Here is an 18,330-nt window from a genome sequence, read left to right as displayed (position 1 = left end):
TCCCGGTGCTCCTCACCGCGGACAGCGTCGCCGGCACCGTGGTCGGTGTCGCCGCCCTGCTCGTCGTGATCGTCGCGACCGTTGTCGCCCAGCGCATTCCGGCCGTGGTGGTGGCCGCACCGGTCGCCGCGTTACTCATCGCGCTCGGTCTCGCCGACCTCCAGGACGCTGCCGACGAGATCACCACGATGGCGCCGACCATCGGCTTCCTGGCCGCGATGCTGGTGGTCGCCGACGCCTGTGCCCGCGCCGGCGTCTTCACCTGGATCGGGTCGCTCCTGGCCCGGTGGAGCAGGGCCTCGCCACATCGACTGTTGCGCATCGTCTTCCTCGCGGCCGCGGCGACGACCGCGGTCCTCAGCCTCGACACCACGATCGTCCTGCTGACCCCGGTGGCCGTCGCCACCGCTCGGCGGATCGGCGCGCGGGTGACACCGGTGGCGTTCGCGAACGCCCACCTGGCCAACACCGCATCGACCCTCATGCCGGTGTCCAACCTGACCAACCTCCTGGCGTTCTCCGCGACCGGGCTGAGCTTCCTCGGTTTCACCGGTGTGATGCTGGCACCCTGGGTCGCCGCGATCGTCGTCGAGTACCTGATCTTCCGCCTGTACTTCGCCGATTCGCTCGCGCGCACGGCGCCCGCCTCCGGTTCGGACACCGGCGAGAACACCGCGGTCGGGGATCCACCCCGCCCCACCCTGATGCTCGCGATGCTCGGGCTGCTACTGGTCGCCTTCGTCGTGACCGAACCGCTGGGCGTCCCGCTTTCCGCGGTGGCCGGCGTGGGCGCGGTCGCGTTCACCGTGCCGCGGCTGCTCGACGCCCCGCTACCCACCATGCGGGACACGCTGATCGCGGTGAACATCCCCTTCCTCGGGTTCGTCGCCGTGCTCGGTGTCGTCATCCTCCCGGTCCGAACCGGCCCGATCGGCGACTGGATCGGCGGGTTGATCCCCGGCGAGTCCACCCTCCTCGCGCTGCTGGCGGTCGCCGCGCTGGCCGCGGTCCTGGCCAACCTGGTCAACAACCTGCCGGCGACCCTGCTCCTCATCCCGCTCGTCGCGCACGACCCGGGCTTGGTGCTCGCGATGCTCCTCGGGGTCAACCTCGGCCCCAACCTCGCCTACTTCGGGTCGCTGGCCAACCTGCTGTGGCGCGACATCATGCACCGCGACGGTTCCGGTGGGGGCACGGGCGCCCCGACCTCCCGCGAGTACCTCCGCCTCGGCGCACTCACCGTCCCGGCGACGCTCGTCGTCGCGGTGGTCGCCCTGTGGGCGGTGCTGCGGTTCACCTGACGACGGCCCGTAGAGTCACCCGTTCTACGCGCCGGTCGTGACTCGCAGGCGTGGGTGGGTGAAGGCGAAGACGGCGATGAGCAGGGTCGTGACCGTCGCGGCTACCAGCGGGGCTTGTTGGGAAGTCTCGTACAGAGCGGTCGCCGCCGCCGGCGCCACGATGAAGGTGAGGGCGTTCGTGGCGGCGACGAGTCCGGCGACACTGCCCTGCTCGTCGGCGGTGACAGCGAGCGACGCCCCGGCGGTGTACCCCGGCGCAGCCATGCCGAGGCCGACGCCGATGAGGAAGATCGCGACCAGCAGGCCGAGAGCTCCCCAGTCCGGGACCAGCAGACAGAAGCCGCCGAGCGCGATGAGCGCACCGACACGGATGTATCGCACCGGGGACCAGTGCAGTCGCGGTACCGCGATCCCCTGACTGATCACGAGGCCGACGCCGGCGATCAGCAGGGCGATCCCGGTGATGAGGGTGGCCTGCTCGGTGTCGAGCGCGAGGCGGTCCTGGACCAGGAAGCCGACGAGGATCTGGATGAACCCCAGCGCCGTGAACAGCCCGAAGGAAATCAAGAGGAAAGGCCACACCCGCTGATCGGTGAACGACACCCGGCGCGGAGCAACCGTCTCCTCGGCCGGTTCGGCTGGACGCAGCGCGATGACGATCACGAGCAGGGTTGCGGCGAGCATCACGGGCACGGCCCACAGCGGCACCAGGGTCGACACACCTCCCAACAGCCCGCCCGCCGCAGCGCCGACGATCATGGAGGTGCCGGTGGCGGCGCCGATCGCGGCCACGCCTCGTACGCGCTCGTCGACGGTGGGCGTGACCGAGGCGATGTAGGCCTGAGCGGTGGGGATCACCGCCGCCTCGGACAGGCCGAACCACACGCCCCGGACCAGCAGCATCACCACGAAAACGGCACCGGCCGACAGGGCGCCCTCGACGCCTGCCTGTGCGGCCGCGGCGAACACGACCATCGCGCACGTCCCGCTGGCGACCGTTGCCGTCAGGATCCGTTTGGGGCCGACCCGCTGAGACAGCCGACCCCAGATGGGACCGGCCACCGCGATACATGCCGCCGCGGTGGACACCACGAGCCCGACCTGCCACTCCGCGATTCCGATCTCACGCGACAGTGGCGCGATCAACGGGGTCATGACCATCATGGCGGTGTATGTCAGGAACACCGTCGCGACCACCAGACGAACCTGCCGCCGGCTCGCCGCCTGGGATGTGCCGTGCACTGCTGACGGGGCGGTGGTCACACGTCGCCTTTCGCTGGGGAGGCGATCCGGCGGTGGTGGGCGGGGCCCGCATCCTCGACGTGAGGGGGGTACGGGTGGGTTGCGTTCATACTCGTGTCCTCCGTATGTCGTTCTGCCACAGCGCATGGCGACGCCACGGTTGGCTTGCCTGCTGGTATCCGCGGTAGCGGGTGCGGCCGTGGTGTTCGCTGCTCAGCCCCGCGGGCGCGCCACCCAATGTAACTTAGGCTTACCTAATTATCGACAGCGGGCTGATGCCGATGCGCGAAGGATGGCCGGGGCGCACACGGATGGCAGGTCCTCGATCCGGTTCCTACCATGACCTCATGCTCACCGCGCTCGTGTCCTTCGTCGTCACCGCGACGCTGATCGTGCTGCTGCCGGGTCCGGACACGCTGGTGGTTCTGCGCGGAGTGGTGCGCGGGGGACGCGGGGAGGCGATGCGCACCTCCGCCGGGGTCGTGTGCGGCCTGATGGTCTGGGTCACCGCGGCCGTGCTCGGCCTGTCGGCCCTGCTGCAGGCCAGCCAGACCGGTTACGAGATCCTCAAGATCATCGGAGCCTGTTATCTCGTGTGGATGGGTATCAGCTCGGTCCGCGCGTTGCTGCGGGCCGCACCCGACCTCGCGGCCGCTCAGGAGGCCGCCGCGCCACCGGCCGACCGAAGGGACGGGCTGCTGTTCTCGGGCTTCACCGCCGGATTGCTCACCAACATGCTCAACCCGAAGATCGGCATCCTGTTCATCAGTCTCCTGCCCGGCTTCGTGCCGGACGGGTACTCGCCGGGATGGACGACCCTCGGGCTGGGGGCCACCTACATCGCCCTCACCGCGGCGTACTTCACCGGGCTGGTGGGCGCGGCCGGCCGCATCGCGGGATGGCTCCAGAGCGCACGAATCCGCCGTCGCGTCGAAGCGATCGGCGGAGTCGCGTTGATCGGGCTCGGAGTGCGCCTCGCACTCGAGAGCTGATCAGACCGCGGCGGTCTCGTGTGCCGCCGCCGCGGCCTTGGCCCAGCGATAGTCGGCCTTGCCGGCCGGGGTCCGCTTGACCTCGTCGACGAAGACGACGGTACGCGGAACCTTGTAGCGGGCCAGGCTCTCCCGGCAGTGGTCCTGGATCTCCTCGAGCGACGGCTCGTCGGACCCCTCGGCGACGGCGATGACCGCGGCGACGCGCTGCCCGTACTTCTCGTCGGGAACCGGGACCACCAGCGCGTCGGCGATCGCGGGGTGCCCGTGCAGCGCGGCCTCGACCTCCTCGGCGTAGACCTTCTCACCACCGGTGTTGATGCACTGGGAGCCACGTCCGAGAAAGACGATCGACCCGTCGGCCTCCACCGTGCCCATGTCGCCCAGGATCGAGATCCGGGTTCCGTCGGCCAGCGTCGGGAACGTCTTCGCCGTCTTCTCCTCGTCCTTGTAATAGCCGAGCGGGACGTTGCCGATGCGCGCGATGTAGCCGACCTCCCCCGACCCGGGCTCGATCTTGTTGTGCCGCTCGTCCACCACCATCATCCGGTCGGTCGGCGGGACCTTCAGGTTCCCGTTCTCGTCCATCATGATCTCGCCGTCGTTCCCCGACTCCGACGCCCCGAAGTTGTCGCGCAGCACCAGATCCGGCTTCACCGCGAGCATGCGGTCACGCACGTGCTGGGACCAAATCGCACCACCGGAGGTGATCGAGAACATCGACGACAGGTCGACGGCGTCCTTGCGCTTCTCGAGCTCCTCGACGAGGGGCATGCCCATGGCGTCCCCGACGATGAGGACGATGTTCACCTTCTCCTTCTCGATCTCGGTGACGATGGCCTCGGGATCGAAATCCCGCTGGATGACCAGGCGTCCGCCGAGGGTGAAGAACGTGAAGAGCGAGTACGACGCCGCGCCGTGCATGAGCGGGGCCGCGAGCAGGAACGCGATGGGCGGGAAATCCTTGACCGCCGTGCCGATCTCCTCCAGATCCCGGCGGGCCTCTCCGTACGGGTTCCCGCCGGAGAGCGGCTTGCGGAAGAAGTCGTCGTGCTGCCACATGACGCCCTTCGGGTACCCCGTGGTGCCGCCGGTGTAGAGCAGGTACAGCTCCTCGCCGTTGCGCGGCTCGAAGTCCCGGCCGTCCGGTGTGGATTCCGCATCGGCGAAGGACACGATCTCGACGACGCGACCGTCGGGCAGGTCGGCAGCTGCCGCACGCAGTTCCTCCACGACGTCACCGATGACGAAGACCGTACGCACGGTGGGCGTCTCGGCGAGGAGTGCCGCCACACTGCGCTGATGCTCGGGCAGTTCGACGATGATCGCGCGGGAGTCGGAGTTGTCGAAGATGTACTGCAGTTCGGCGTTGGTGTAGCGGTAGTTCACGTTGACCGGAACGGCACGGACCTTCAGCAGCCCCAGCAGGCTCGTCACGTGCTCGACGCTGTTCTTCAGGAACAGGGCGACGTTGTCGAACGCGCCGATCCCCGCGCCGGCGAACAGATGTGCCACCTGGTTGGAGAGGGTGTCGAGTTCGGCGTAGCTGATCTGGCGACCCTGGTAGCTGAGCGCGATCCGCTCGGGCACCGAGTCGGCCACGGTCTCGAAGACATCGGCGAGGTTGAACTTCATCGTGCGCGCTCCTTGGTCATACGGAGTGGGTGGATCGAGTGGAAGAGCATCGGATGTCGCGGCGTCATGCGGTCAGCACCAATCCGCTTGTGGGAACACCGGTCCCCGCGGTCACGACAACCTTCTCGGCGCCGCCGACCTGGTTGACCGAGGTCCCGCGGATCTGTCGGACCCCTTCGGCGATCCCGTTCATCCCGTGGATGTAGGCCTCGCCCAGCTGGCCACCGTGCGTGTTCAGCGGCAGCCGGCCACCGACCTCGAGGGCTCCCGGTTCCCGGACGAAGTCCTTGGCCTCGCCCCGCCCGCAGAATCCGAGTTCCTCGAGCTGCAGGAGTGTGTACGGCGTGAAGTGGTCGTAGAGGATCGCCATGTCCATGTCGTCGGGACGCAGGCCCGACTGCGACCACAGCTGACGGCCGACGAGTCCCATCTCCGGCAGACCCGCCAGCTCCTGCCGGTAATAGCTGGTCATGATGTACTGATCGGCGGCACTACCGGCCGCGGCGGCCGCGATCACGGCGGGCTTGTGCGGCAGGTCCTTCGCGCGTTCGGCCGACACGATGACCAGTGCGACACCGCCGTCGGATTCCTGGCAGCAGTCGAGCAGATGCAACGGCTCGGCGATGTAGCGCGAGTTCTGGTGATCTTCCAGGGTGATCGGCTTGTCATAGAAGAACGCGTCCGGGTTCACCGCCGCGTGCTTGCGGTCCACGACGGCGATACGACCGAAATCCTCACTGGTGGCGCCGAACTCGTGCATGTAGCGCTGGGCGATCATCGCGACGAACGCGGCCGGGGTGGACAGTCCGTGCGGATAGGTGAAGGCGTTCTCGGTACCCGAGGAATTCTCCTGGTTCGCCACCGCCGAATTCACCTGTCCGAAGCGCAATCCGGACCGCTCGTTGAAGGCACGGTAGGCCACCACGACATCGGCGACGCCCGTGGCCACCGCCATGGCGGCCTGCTGGACCGTGGCACACGCCGCACCTCCGCCGTAGTGGATCCGCGAGAAGTACGTCAGGTCTCCGATACCCACGGCCCGGGCGACCGAGATCTCGCTGTTGGTGTCCATCGTGAACGTGACGAGACCGTCGACGTCGGCGGGTGTGAGGCCGGCGTCGGCGATCGCCGCCGACACCGCCTCCGCGGCGAGCCGCAGCTCGCTGCGTCCGGAATCCTTGGAGAATTCGGTGGCACCGATCCCGGCGATCACGGCCTGCCCGGACAGCGACCCCATCAGACGTCCTCCCCTCGGCTCGTGGAGGCAGCCGCATCGTCGACGCTCAGCGTGACCGTCGAGATCACGTGCTTGCCGAGCGAATTGGTCCCGGTCACGGCGACCGTGATCACCCCGGCATCGACCTCGGTGACCTCACCGGTGAAGGTGACGGTGTCGTAGGCATACCAGGGGACGCCGAGTTTCAGTGCGATGGAACGGATTCTGGCAGACGGACCGGCCCAGTCGGTGACGAACCGCTCCACCAGCCCGGTGTCGGTGAGGATGTTGACGAAGATGTCCTTGGACCCCTTCGCCTGCGCGAGGTCGCGATCGTGGTGCACGTCCTGGAAATCGCGCGTGGCCAGCGCGGTCGCCACCACGAACGTGGGTGTCGCCTCGATCGTCAACGGCGGCAGCGTCGTTCCGACGGCCGCGGGGTGTGCGGCAACGCTCGTCATGCGGATTCCCCTTCCGTGGTCGTGGCCGGTTCCCACGCGTGCAGGGTCCACGAAGCGGTCCCGGCCGCCTCGTCGGCCGGGAAGTCCAGATAGGTTGCGCGCACGCGCATGCCGATCGACACGTCGTCCGGCTCCACGCCCCGGAGTTCGCCGAGCATCCGAACCCCCTCGTCGAGTTCGACGAGCGCCACCACGAACGGCAACCGGCGGCCGGGCACCTGCGGCGCGCGGTGGACGACGTAGCTGTAGACGACGCCGGTACCGGCCGCGACCACATAATCCGTCGGCGGCACGGTTCCGTCGGCCTCGCGCGGTTTCCAGGTCGCCGGCACCGGCGGGTGCCGCAGTGCGCCGTCGCCGTCCCGTTGGATGCGCAGTTCGTGCGCGGCCACCCCCTCCCAGAAGAAGGCGGTGTCCCGGGACGCGCTGGGTCTGAGCAGCCGCGCCGGGTCCAGGTCGTCGGGTGTCGCGGCCGCCGGCACCTGCTCGGGCGTGGCCTTCTGTGCAGCGGGTCGGAACTTCAGGATGCGGAAACGCATCTCGGCGACGACCTCGCGCTCCCCGGTCTCACCTCCGACCGACCAGACGTTCCGGGTGGTGAAGAACCAGCCCTCGCCGAGAGCGGTGTTCTTCGGCCCCACCACCTCGACGAGTTCGGCCGACAGCGCGACCTCTTCGCCCGGCCGGGTGTAGCGGTGGTAGACGGTGTCGCAGTTGGTCGCCACCACCGAGGTGAAGCCGGCCTCGTCGAAGAGTTCGCTCGCGCGACCCAGCGGGTCGTCGGCCGTCCGCACCCCGTGCAGGCCCCGCATCGTCCACACCTGTGCCATCGCGGGCGGCGCGACGATGCCGGGATGCCCGGCGTCCCGGGCGGCATGGGCATCGGTGTAGACGGGGTTGGTGTCCCCCATCGCCTCCACCCAGTTGTTGATCATGGGCTGGTTGATCGGGTCCCGACCGGCGACCGGCGAGCTCGGTCCGGCGTCGATGATCTCCTGCGCGGCGGCTCGGATCGCCTCGTCTCCGACGACGCCGTCGCGGGCGAGTTCGGGCGCGCTCACCGCTTGGCCCGCGGGAGTCCGAGACCGGCGGTCGCGATCATGTCGCGCATGACCTCGTTGACCCCGCCGCCGAACGTGATGACCACGTGCCGCTTCTGCTGCACGTCGAGCCAGTTCACCAGCGCCGCGGTCTCGGGATCGGTGAAATCGCCGTAGCGGCCCACGATCTCGTCGACCATCCGGCAGACGGTCTGGATGCGCTCGGTCGAGAACACCTTGGTCGCAGCCGCATCGGCCATCGAGATGGCCTCACCGGTCGCGGCCACCTGCCAGTTGAGCAACTCGTTGATTCGTCCGTAGGCGTCGATGGTGGCGAGCGCGCGGCGGACGTCCGGATGCTTGGCGATGACCGTTCCGTCGGGACCCGGTCGCTGCGCCCAGGCACGCACCCGCGCCGCGAGACCGTCGATGCGGCCGGCGGGACCGAGCATGACGCGCTCGTGATTGAGCTGCGTCGTGATCAGTTTCCAGCCGCCGCCCTCCTCACCGACGCGCATCGACACCGGCACCCGAACATCTTGGTAGTAAGTGGCATTCACGTGGTGGGCGCCGTCGGCGGTGATGATCGGCGTCCAGGTGAAACCGGGGTCGGAGGTGTCGACGATCAGGATCGAGATGCCCTTGTGCTTGGGTGCATCCCGGTCGGTCCGCACGGCGAGCCAGATGTAGTCGGCGTCGTGACCGCCCGTGGTGAAGATCTTCTGCCCGTTGACCACGTAGTGGTCGCCGTCGCGGACCGCGGTGGTGGTCAGCGAGGCCAGATCGGTGCCGGCCTCGGGCTCGGTGTAACCGATCGCGAAATGTACGTCGCCGGCGAGGATCGCGGGCAGGAACTTCTGCTTCTGCTCCTCGGTGCCGTGGACCTGAAGCGTCGGCCCGACGGTCTGCAGCGTCACCGACGGCAGTGGGACGTCGGCGCGCACGGCCTCGTTGGTGAAGATCTGCTGTTCGATCTCACCGAAGCCCTTGCCGCCGAACTCCTTCGGCCAACCGACTCCCAGCCAGCCGTCGTCACCCATCCGCTTGATGACCTTGCGATAGGTCGGTCCGTGGCGTTCGGTGAGCATCACCGCCGCCTCGTCGGCGGTGACCAGGTCGGCGAAGTACTCGCGCAGTTCGGCGCGCAGCGCGCGCTGTTCCGGGGTGAGATCAATGAACATCGGGCACCTCTGCGATACGGGTGTCGTCGGCGGGGACGTCGGTGATGTCGGCGAGTTCGTCGAGCCGCACGTGTGCACCGCCCACCAGCCGCGCCAGATCCTTGGTGAGCGAGAAGTAGCGATGGAGCGGATAGGTGATGTCGACGCCGATCCCGCCGTGCAGGTGGGTCATCGTCCGGGTGGTCGGGGGGATCTCCTCGGCCAGCCAGTAGGCGGCGATCGCGAGATCGGTCGACGCGTCGAGTCCTTCGGACAGTCGCCAGGCCGCGGCGGTGGTCGCCAGTTCCATCGACCGCCCGACGACGTAGATGTCGGCCAGTTGCTGGCCCACCGCCTGGAACAGGGCGATCGGCTTGCCGAACTGTTCGCGGGTGGAGACGTGATCGGCGGTCAGGCGGGTGGCGCCGGCGACCAGGCCGTCCGCGTAGGCGCACAGCGCGAGGCGATACCGGTCGCGGAGGATCGCGAGATCGCGAACCACGATGTCGGCGTCGTCGACGGGTACGTCGTCGAAGGTCACCGTGTACTCGCCCCAGCCGCTCGAGGTCGGCGTACGCGTGACGGCGACCCCGTCGGCGCCCGGCGACACGGCCACGACGCCCGCGTCGGCGGCCACGAGGAACAGCGAGGCACCGTCGGCGTGCAGCACCCCGACCTTCGTCCCGGTGAGCCGACCGTCGCGGACGGAGGTCCGCGGGGTGGCGGTCAGGGCGTCGCCGTGTTCGCCGATCGCGACCGAGACCCAGCTTCCGCCGGTGAGCGAGCCCCCGAACCGCGACCACGCCGATCCCTCGCCCGTCTGGGCGTCGGCCTTCGCGAAGACAAGGGCCGCGGTCAGCGAACCGAGAGCGGGCGTCACGGCCGCAGCGCGTCCCATCCGGCGGAACAACGGGAGCAGACCCGATTCGTCGACGCCGTCACCGTCGAGTGCGGCCGGCAGCGGCAGCACGAGCAGGCCGGCGTCGACGAGCGCCTGCCAGCCGTCGGCCTCGAACCCGCCTCGGGTCGTACCCGTGCCGTCGGAATCGCGACCACCGAACGTCGACTCCCAGTCGGGCTGTCGTCGTGCGAACACGTCCTCGGCGACGTCGCGAACCGCGATCGCCGTGCCGTCCAGGGCAAAGTCCACCCTGTGCCTCCCTCACCATGAACCCGTCAAGAACTAGAACCTGTTCTAGTTGTATCAGAGTCCGCGCGCAAGGGTGTCGGAATCGGCGCTTATCTGCGGTTTCGGGACTTTCGGGGGCGGTCAGGCCCGGGGCAAACCGAGAATGCGTTCCGCCGCTGCCGTGCGCAGGATCTGAGTCGTCCCGCCCGCGATGGACAGGCAGCGGTTCTGCAGGACGGCGTCGGACGCCTCGGACGCCGCCAGACCGGCCGCCCCCAGGAGCCGCAACGCCAGATCGGGCACCGACTGCCGGTGTTCGACGCCGATCAGTTTGCGCACACTCGACAGCGCGCCGGGGTCGAGCCCGGCCAGCTGCCTCGTCGCCGCACGAGCGTCGAGAACCCGGCCGACATGCGCGTCGGCGAGCTGGGTGCCGAGCGCACCGAGCTCCTCGGCGGTCAGCTCCCGCCCCATCGATCGCACCTGCGACAGCAGCGACTCCATCTCCTTGCCGAGACCGGTCCCGCCCATCGCCACCCGCTCGTTCGCGAGCGTGGTCCGCGCCAGCCGCCAGCCGCCGTTGACCTCGCCGACGACACAGTCATCGGGTACGACGACGCCGTCGAGGAAGACCTCGTTGAAGTTGGCTCGCCCGGAGAGCTCACGCAGCGGACGGATGTCGATGCCGGGCGAACCCATGTCGACGAGGAAGTACGTGATGCCCTTGTTCTTCGGCGCCTCGGGATCGGTGCGCGCGAGACAGATCGCCCACTGCGCGTTGTGGGCCTGCGAAGTCCAGATCTTCTGGCCGTCCAGCCGCCAGCCGCCCTCCACCCGCACCGCTCGGGTCCGCAACGCGGCCAGGTCCGAGCCCGCCTCGGGCTCGGAGAACAGCTGGCACCACACCAGGTCGCCGGCGAGCGTCGGCGCGACGAACCGTTCGCGCTGCGCATCCGTGCCGTGCTCCAGGATCGTCGGGATCGCCCACGCGCCGATCACGAGATCGGGTCGCTCGATCCCGGCCGACTCGAGTTCGGTGTCGATCAGCAACTGCAGCGCCGCATCCGCACCCAGGCCGTGCGGTGCCGGCCAGTGCGGGGTCAGGTAGCCGGTCTCGGCGAGGAGCCGCCGGCGATCACCCGGATCGGCGTCGACGATCGCCGCGACGGTCGCCCGGACCTCGTCGCGGCGGTCCTCGACCTGCGAGAGGTCGAGGCGGAAACGTCGCCGCGTCCCCGCGAGTCCGAGTCCGGCGAGGGCCGCGGCGTGCGTCGAGGCGTTCGCCAACGCCGCCTGTGCGGCGAGCGCCGCCCGGAGATAGAGGTGTGCGTCGTGCTCGAAGGTGAAGCCGATGCCACCGAGGACCTGCACGCAGTCCTTGGTGTTGGCGACCGGGTCGCGGGCCACCACGACGTCGGCGGCCAGCCTGCTGATCTCGAGTTGCTCACGCGCGGTGTCGAGTTCGTCTGCGGACCCGCCCGTCTCCGCCCCTCCCGAGGCGGCCGCGAGTACGTCGTCGACCGCCCGGGCGACGTCCCACGCGACCGCGGTGACCCGTTCGCTGCGGCACAACATCTCTGCACAGATGTGCTTGATCGCCTGGAAGGAACCGATCGGCACACCGAACTGGGTGCGGACCTTCGCGTAGTCGACGGCGGTGTCGAGCGCCCAGCGGGTGACACCGCTCTGATACGCGGCGAGTGTCGCCGACAGCAGTCCGGCGACGAACGTCCCGTCCCGGAGTTCGATCAGGTCGTCGACCGCGATCTCGGACACGCGGACGCGGCTGACCGACGCGGTGCCGTCGAGCGGGGTCTGCGGCGCGACGTCGGTGACACCGGCACCCGGTGGGACGATCCACCAGGACCGCTCCCGATCCGCGGTGCCGAACTCGACCAGAACGGCGCACCCGTCGACGTAACCGCCGACGAGTCCGAGGTCGATCTCGCCGCCGGACAGTTCGAGGGCCACCCCGGCATAACCGGCAGCGGGCGTCACCACCGGCACCGATCCGGTCAGCAGGTCCGGCAACAGCGCGGCGCCACGGTCGGCGTCGCTCTCGCGCGAACCGCCGCGGAGAACCGCCAGCGCGATCGCCGCCGTCACCGTCGGACCGAGCGGGCCGGGGACGAGGTCGACCCCGCACTGTTCGAGCATGGCGGCCACGTCCAGGAAGCTCGCACCGAGGCCGTCGGACGCCTCCGGAACCGCGGCGGCGAACACGCCCAGATCGGCGATCTGGGAAAGTAGTTGCGTCCACTGGTCGCGGGGCTTGTCGATGTCGGAACGGACGATGTCGGTCACACTGGTGGAGCGCGCCCAGGACGCGATGCTGTCACGCACCGCGATCTGCTCGGAAGACGTGGCGATTGTCACTGGCAATCCCTGTATGTCGAGTTGTGACGAATAATTAGAACCTGTTCTAATATGCCATGGGTGTACTCGGATCGGGTAGCCACCCGCGATCCACCCGCCAGAGACGTTTTTGACACGTGAGGATGTTCGAGAGCACATGGCCCGTTCTGCACCCGGCAACGCCGCGGTCGACGCTCCCAACGGGGCTGCGGCGTCCGCCGCTTCGCCCGAAGCCGGCTCCACCGCGCAGCGCGAACGCCGCCGCCGCATCCTCGACGCCACCCTCGCGCTGGCGTCCAAGGGCGGGTACGACGCCGTGCAGATGCGCACTGTCGCCGACAAGGCCGATGTCGCCGTCGGCACGCTGTATCGCTACTTCCCGTCGAAGGTCCACCTGCTCGTCACCGCCCTGGCCCGGGAGTTCGAGCGCGTCGAGTCCAAGGTCGATCGTTCGCAGTTACGGGGCGACACCGCGATCGACCGCCTCCGCCATGTCCTGGACATGATCACGTTCGCCATGCAGCGCGATCCTCTTCTGACCGAGGCCATGACGCGCGCGTTCATGTTCGCCGACGCGTCCGCGACCGCCGAGGTCGACCAGGTGGCCGGGATCATCGACCGGCTCCTCGCCGGCGCCATCGTCGACGACGGCGAACCCACCGAAGAAGACCTGGCGATCGCTCGCGTCCTCTCCGATGTGTGGATGTCGAACCTGGTGCAGTGGCTCACCCGTCGCGCATCGGCGACCGATGTCACCAACCGACTCGAGCTGACCGTCCGGCTCCTGCTCAAAGACCGCGCCAAGTAGCAACCCGGAGTTCCCCACGGCCCGACGACGTCACAACTGGGTGACGACGGATCGCCTCGGTTGGGACCACCCACTCAACTCGGCTACCTTTGTTACGTCTGAGAATTTTGTTAACAGAAGGGGCTAGAGGTGCGATCCTCCTGGTTGCGACGACTGTGCGTCGCCGGCTGTGCCGTGGCGGTCGCGACCGCCGGATGGGCTCCGGCCGCGCTGGCCGAACCCACCCCCGACCCCGATCGCGCCCGCATCGACACCGTGGTCCACGACTCGGCCCAGCAGTCGACTCTCATCGTGTACTCGGCGGCGATGCGCAAGCTCATCCCCGTCAACGTCCTGCGCCCCAAGGACACCACCAAGTCGCGCCCCACGCTCTACCTGCTCAACGGCGCCGGTGGCGGCGAGGACTCGGCGACCTGGGCGGCCAAGACCCAGTACGCGAAGTTCTTCTCCGACAAGGACGTCAACGTCGTGACGCCGATCGGCGGCGCATTCTCGTATTACACCGACTGGCAGCAGGACGATCCGGTGCTCGGTCGCAACAAGTGGACGACGTTCCTCACCAAGGAGCTCCCGCCGTTGGTGGACAAGGAATTCGACACCACCAAGGTCAACGCGATCGCCGGGATCTCGATGGCCGGCACGTCGGTGCTCAACCTCGCGATCGCCGCACCCAAGCTCTACCGGTCGGCCGCCGCCTACAGCGGATGCGCCCGCACCAGTGATCCGGTGGGACAGGCCTACATCCGGATGGTCGTCGCCGACCGCGGGCAGGGCAATCTGACCAACATGTGGGGACCGGTCAACTCGGCCGGCTGGCGGGACAACGACCCGTACATCCACGCGGACAAGCTGCGCGGCACCAAGGTCTACATGACCAGCGGGACCGGCATGCCCGGCCAGTTCGACCGGCTCGAGGCACCGCTGGTCGCGGGCGATCCGCTGACGCTGGCCAACCAGATGGTCATCGGCGGCATCATCGAGGCCGCGGTCAACGAGTGCACCAAGCAGATGGTCTCGCGCATGCGGGCGCTCAAGGTGCCGCACGAGGTCACCTTCCGGCCGAGCGGCACCCATTCCTGGGGTTACTGGGAACGCGACCTCGAGACCACCTGGCCGAAGATCGCGGCAGACCTGAGGTGAGCGACGCATCGGACCGCTTGTGGGCCGATGACCTGTCCGTGGGCCAGATCTTCGAATTCGGCACGCATTTCGTCAGCGAGGACGAACTCGTCGACTTCGCTCGCGCGTGGGACCCGCAGGATTTCCACACCGACCCCGATGTCGCCGGACGGGGCCCCTACGGAGGACTGATCGCCAGTGGGCTGCACACGATGTCGATCTACCAGAAGCTCAATGTCACCGGCGTGCTGAACAACTGGCGGGTGATCGCCGGCAAGCGACTCGGCGACGTGGAATTCCTGCGTCCGGTGCGTCCCGGCGACACCCTCACCGGCTCGACCGTCATCGACGCGATCGAGTTCGACGACCGCGACCGCGCTCTGGTCACCTCGTCGGCGGAGTTGCGCAACGCCGAGGGCAAACCGGTGATGCGCACCGTCGTCGAGGCCTATGTGCACGCCCGCCCGGGTCGCGCGCACACCTGACGTCTGCTCGGTTCACCACCGCGGTCACTGGTGCGAGGCGAACCGCCCCGGTCGTCCCGCCGGCCCCGCCCGGAGGTGCCCCGCCGGGCGGATCTCGCGGCGCGCCTACGATGGTCGTCGATGACCGACGACCGTGTTCCCGAGATCGCAGACCTACCGCGGGACCGTGAACCGGGCGGTCGTCGCCCCGACGAGCCCGACCGGACCAGCATGTTCGCGTCGTTGCGCATCCCCAACTATCGCCTCTTCTACGCGGGGATGGCCGTCTCGATGACGGGTTCGTGGATGCAGGCCACAGCGCAGGCGTGGCTCGTCCTGACGCTGAGCGGATCGGCGTCCGTCCTCGGTCTCATCGTCGCCCTCCAGGCGCTACCCGTCCTGCTCATCGGTCCGTACGCCGGGGTCATCGCCGACCGGGTCGACCGGCGCCGGTTGCTCATCGTGCTGCAGTCGATGATGGGATTGCTGGCCGCGGTGCTGGCTGCCATCACCCTCTCCGGGGCGGTCCAGGTCTGGCACGTGGGTGTACTGGCGGTGATGCTCGGGCTCGGGCACGCCTTCGAACAGCCGGCGCGACAGGCGTTCATCCACCAGATCGTCGGCAAGGACCTGATCCGCAACGCGGTCACACTCAACTCGGTGATGGTGAACGCCGCCCGCGCGGTGGGTCCGGCGGTCGCCGGTGTGGTCCTCGGCCTCGTCGGGTCCGGTGCGTGCTTCGCGGTCAACGCCGTCAGCTTCGTCGCCGTGGTCGCCTCACTCCTCGCGCTCGACTCGTCGAAGATCACCACGGAGACACCGATTCCGCGTGCCAAAGGCCAGTTGCGCGAGGGTCTCCGCTACGTCCGGGGCAGCCCGGCGCTATGGATCCCGCTGGCCACGATGGCGCTCGTCGGCACCCTGACCTACAACTTCCCGGTCACGCTGCCGGCCGCCGCGGACTTCGTGTTCGACGGCGGGCCGGAAGCCCTCGGTTTCATGACGTCGGCGATGGGGGTGGGCGCAGTCGTCGGCGGACTCGTGGTCGCGGCCCGCGGGAGCACCGGCCTGCGCCCACTCACGCTGGCCGCCTTCGGCTTCGGGGTCACCGTCGCGGCGACCGCCCTCGCGCCGAATCTGCCGACCGCGATCTGCGCACTCTTCGGGGTCGGCTGGCTCAGCGTCACGTTCATGTCGACCGGCAACGCCACCTTGCAGCTCAATTCCGAACCGCGGATGCGGGGTCGGGTGATGGCACTGTGGTCGGTGGCCTTCATGGGTTCCACGCCGATCGGGGGGCCGATCGTCGGCGCGATCATCGAGACGTTCGACGCCCGTGTCGGTCTCGCCGTCGGAGCCGTCGCCTGCCTGCTCGCCGGAACACTCGCCCTCCTCGCCACCCGCCGCAGCGGGGCCGTCCTCACCTAGACCAGTGGCCGTCCCGTCCGGACCCGAAGCCGGACGTCGGCCAGCAGGAGCCGAAAACCCAACTGTGACAGCCACAACGGCGTGCGACGTTCCTTGGCGACGAGCCGGCCGACGTAAGCGTCGAACCACGCCTGGTCCTCGTCGGTCCACTCGACCCGGAGGGCGTCCCGGAACGGCTGCGGCAGATACCCGATGGTCCGGCGGAGCTTGACCGGACCGTACTTCTCCTGGATGCGGGTGGGCGCGTAGCCGAAGTTGGCGATGTCGAGCAGGAAGTCGCGGATCTCGTCACTGATCTCGATCCGCGAGACCTGCTCGTCCCAGTAGGTCGTGAACTCATCGCGCGAGGCCGGCCAGGCCTCCGCGGGCATCTGCAGGGTCGTGCCGCAGACCTTGCCCTGCTGGTAGAACTTCTCGCGCTCCTCGCCCTGCAGCGGTCCGTGGACACGCTCGTAGATGTCTTCCCACCCGTAGTAGAGGCAGGCCGCGACCCAGAGCTGCAGGTCGGTGTTCATCGCGTTGTACTCCACCGGACTGTCCGCATCCGAACGCACCTGCGCGTGCTGCCGGTTGACGGCATGCCGGTAACGGCGACGGTCGTCGGCGTTGCCCAGCATCGCGACCGCCAGATACGAGGCGGTGGTCCGCGCGCGTTTGACCGGATGCCGATCGAGCCGCCCGTTCTCGACCTTGCTGTGTGCGACTCCGTATCCGACCGCCGGGTTCGCCAGCTGCATGATCACGTTCGTCGTGCTCATCGTCTGCCCCATCGTCAGCAGCGAACGCGCGAAGAAACTGCTGTCGATATTGTCCATCTCCGCCCGCGACATGCGCTGATCACCCTGCGTCATGGCCCCACCCATTCTGATAACACGTGTTGTCTGATTGTCTTGCTGTCAGCTTAGCGCCTGTTTGCGCACCGGTCGACAGCACTGGGTGACAGCACTGCCCGAGCGACCCCGAACGCGGCGAACCCCGGCTCACTCCGAGGTGAGCCGGGGTTCGGCGGCGATCTGCAGGGGGAGATCGGTGGGGGCGGATCGGATCGGCCCGGGGCAGATCAGTAGGAGTAGAAGCCGCGGCCCGTCTTTCGTCCGAGCCGCCCGGCGTCGACCATGCGGCGCAACAACGCCGGCGGCGCGTAGTGGGGTTCGGCGAACTCCTCGTACAGCGACTCCGCGGCCGACAGCGTGATGTCCAGGCCGATGGTGTCGACCAGGGTGAGCGGGCCCATCGGGTATCCGCAGCCACCCTTCATCGCGAGGTCGATGTCCTCGGCCGAGGCATACCCCGAATCGAACATCCGGATGGCCTGGCACAGGTACGGGATGAGCAGGGCGTTGACGATGAACCCGGACCGGTCGCCCGCACGGACCGCGGTCTTGCCGAGCGTGTCGGTGACGTACGCACTCACGGCGTCGGCCGTCTCGGGTGCGGTGGTGAGCGTGGAGATGATCTCGACCAGCGGCATCACCGGCACCGGGTTGAAGAAGTGCACGCCGACAACCCGCTCGGGAGTCTTCGTCGCCGTCGCCACCTTGATGATCGGGATCGACGACGTGTTGGTGGCGAGAATGGTGTTCGCGCCGGTCGCAGCGTCGAGGTTCGCGAAGATCTCGCGCTTGAGCTCCTCGATCTCGGGGGCCGCCTCGATCACGAGCTCGCGATCGGCGAGGTCGGCGTAGTCGGTCGTCACCCGCAGCCGAGCCAGCGCGGCGTCGGCGTCTTCCTGGGCGAGCTTGTTCCTGCTGACCGCCTTGGCCAGCGACTTCTCCACCCGCCCACGCGCGGCATCGGCGAACTCCTGCTTGACCTCCACGATCACGACATCGCTGCCCGCCTTGGCGCACACCTCCGCGATGCCCGCACCCATGGTGCCTCCGCCGATGACGCCGATCTGCTGCACAGTGAACCTCCGAAGTCGAGTGATACGACAAACGGTAGTCGGTCGTCGGATCGGCCATCCGAACGACTCCCGCC

Annotated in this window: 16 protein-coding genes; 6 read left to right on the top strand and 10 right to left on the bottom strand. The window is 68.6% G+C overall.

Going from position 1 to position 18,330, the window contains the following annotated elements; translation table 11 throughout:
• Nucleotides 1–5 precede the first annotated feature (5 nt).
• A complete protein-coding gene (locus tag AC3B6C_RS11900; protein ID WP_488376142.1) occupies nt 6–1,301 on the top strand; it encodes an SLC13 family permease in 1,296 nt (431 codons plus the stop codon).
• A gap of 24 nt (nt 1,302–1,325) precedes the next feature.
• Here the strand turns inward: AC3B6C_RS11900 and AC3B6C_RS11895 are convergent, their stop codons facing one another.
• Nucleotides 1,326–2,564 carry an MFS transporter gene (locus AC3B6C_RS11895; protein WP_055476868.1) on the bottom strand — a complete coding sequence of 413 codons (1,239 nt, stop codon included), beginning with the start codon at nt 2,562–2,564 and terminating at the stop codon, nt 1,326–1,328.
• Nucleotides 2,565–2,890: 326 nt separating this feature from the next.
• Here AC3B6C_RS11895 and AC3B6C_RS11890 point away from each other — a divergent pair, with 326 nt between their 5' ends.
• Nucleotides 2,891–3,535 (top strand): LysE family translocator, encoded by a 645-nt coding sequence (locus AC3B6C_RS11890; protein ID WP_488376141.1) that lies wholly within the window; start codon nt 2,891–2,893, stop codon nt 3,533–3,535.
• Here the strand turns inward: AC3B6C_RS11890 and AC3B6C_RS11885 are convergent, their stop codons facing one another.
• From AC3B6C_RS11885 to AC3B6C_RS11855, 7 genes are all read right to left on the bottom strand, one after another.
• The gene (locus AC3B6C_RS11885; RefSeq protein ID WP_488376140.1) at nt 3,536–5,170 is read right to left on the bottom strand and encodes an acyl-CoA synthetase; all 1,635 of its coding nucleotides are present in this window, start codon (nt 5,168–5,170) and stop codon (nt 3,536–3,538) included.
• A gap of 64 nt (nt 5,171–5,234) precedes the next feature.
• On the bottom strand, nt 5,235–6,407 hold the full coding sequence (locus AC3B6C_RS11880) for a lipid-transfer protein (RefSeq protein WP_488376139.1): 1,173 nt from the start codon (nt 6,405–6,407) through the stop codon (nt 5,235–5,237).
• Nucleotides 6,407–6,847 (bottom strand): MaoC family dehydratase, encoded by a 441-nt coding sequence (locus tag AC3B6C_RS11875; protein WP_488358661.1) that lies wholly within the window; start codon nt 6,845–6,847, stop codon nt 6,407–6,409. The genes AC3B6C_RS11880 and AC3B6C_RS11875 overlap by 1 nt, the downstream gene beginning before the upstream one ends.
• On the bottom strand, nt 6,844–7,908 hold the full coding sequence (locus tag AC3B6C_RS11870) for a bifunctional MaoC family dehydratase N-terminal/OB-fold nucleic acid binding domain-containing protein (RefSeq protein ID WP_488376138.1): 1,065 nt from the start codon (nt 7,906–7,908) through the stop codon (nt 6,844–6,846). The genes AC3B6C_RS11875 and AC3B6C_RS11870 overlap by 4 nt, the downstream gene beginning before the upstream one ends.
• Nucleotides 7,905–9,068: an acyl-CoA dehydrogenase family protein gene (locus AC3B6C_RS11865; protein ID WP_488376137.1), complete on the bottom strand. Its 1,164-nt coding sequence runs from the start codon at nt 9,066–9,068 to the stop codon at nt 7,905–7,907. Before AC3B6C_RS11865 ends, AC3B6C_RS11870 begins: the two co-directional genes overlap by 4 nt.
• Complete coding sequence (locus AC3B6C_RS11860) at nt 9,058–10,197, bottom strand: acyl-CoA dehydrogenase family protein (protein WP_488376136.1); 1,140 nt, start codon at nt 10,195–10,197, stop codon at nt 9,058–9,060. The genes AC3B6C_RS11865 and AC3B6C_RS11860 overlap by 11 nt, the downstream gene beginning before the upstream one ends.
• A gap of 120 nt (nt 10,198–10,317) precedes the next feature.
• Nucleotides 10,318–12,552 (bottom strand): acyl-CoA dehydrogenase family protein, encoded by a 2,235-nt coding sequence (locus AC3B6C_RS11855; protein WP_488376135.1) that lies wholly within the window; start codon nt 12,550–12,552, stop codon nt 10,318–10,320.
• A 136-nt stretch (nt 12,553–12,688) separates the two neighbouring features.
• Here AC3B6C_RS11855 and kstR point away from each other — a divergent pair, with 136 nt between their 5' ends.
• The 4 genes from kstR (at nt 12,689) to AC3B6C_RS11835 (ending at nt 16,350) form a co-directional block, all read left to right on the top strand.
• On the top strand, nt 12,689–13,339 hold the full coding sequence (gene kstR, locus AC3B6C_RS11850) for a cholesterol catabolism transcriptional regulator KstR (protein WP_010842157.1): 651 nt from the start codon (nt 12,689–12,691) through the stop codon (nt 13,337–13,339).
• Between the two features lie 129 nt (nt 13,340–13,468).
• Complete coding sequence (locus AC3B6C_RS11845) at nt 13,469–14,479, top strand: alpha/beta hydrolase (RefSeq protein ID WP_014925456.1); 1,011 nt, start codon at nt 13,469–13,471, stop codon at nt 14,477–14,479.
• Nucleotides 14,476–14,943: a MaoC/PaaZ C-terminal domain-containing protein gene (locus AC3B6C_RS11840; protein WP_488376133.1), complete on the top strand. Its 468-nt coding sequence runs from the start codon at nt 14,476–14,478 to the stop codon at nt 14,941–14,943. The genes AC3B6C_RS11845 and AC3B6C_RS11840 overlap by 4 nt, the downstream gene beginning before the upstream one ends.
• A 120-nt stretch (nt 14,944–15,063) precedes the next feature.
• Complete coding sequence (locus tag AC3B6C_RS11835; protein WP_488376132.1) at nt 15,064–16,350, top strand: MFS transporter; 1,287 nt, start codon at nt 15,064–15,066, stop codon at nt 16,348–16,350.
• Here the strand turns inward: AC3B6C_RS11835 and AC3B6C_RS11830 are convergent.
• Complete coding sequence (locus tag AC3B6C_RS11830; RefSeq protein ID WP_010842161.1) at nt 16,347–17,213, bottom strand: oxygenase MpaB family protein; 867 nt, start codon at nt 17,211–17,213, stop codon at nt 16,347–16,349. The genes AC3B6C_RS11835 and AC3B6C_RS11830 overlap by 4 nt on opposite strands.
• A gap of 197 nt (nt 17,214–17,410) precedes the next feature.
• The gene (locus AC3B6C_RS11825) at nt 17,411–18,256 is read right to left on the bottom strand and encodes a 3-hydroxybutyryl-CoA dehydrogenase (protein WP_488376131.1); all 846 of its coding nucleotides are present in this window, start codon (nt 18,254–18,256) and stop codon (nt 17,411–17,413) included.
• Between the last annotated feature and the right edge of the window lie 74 nt (nt 18,257–18,330).

Source organism: Gordonia sp. 11cp, assembly GCF_057767225.1.
The sequence above is the reverse complement of the archived record's forward strand: the minus strand, read 5'-3'. Positions and strand labels throughout refer to the sequence as shown.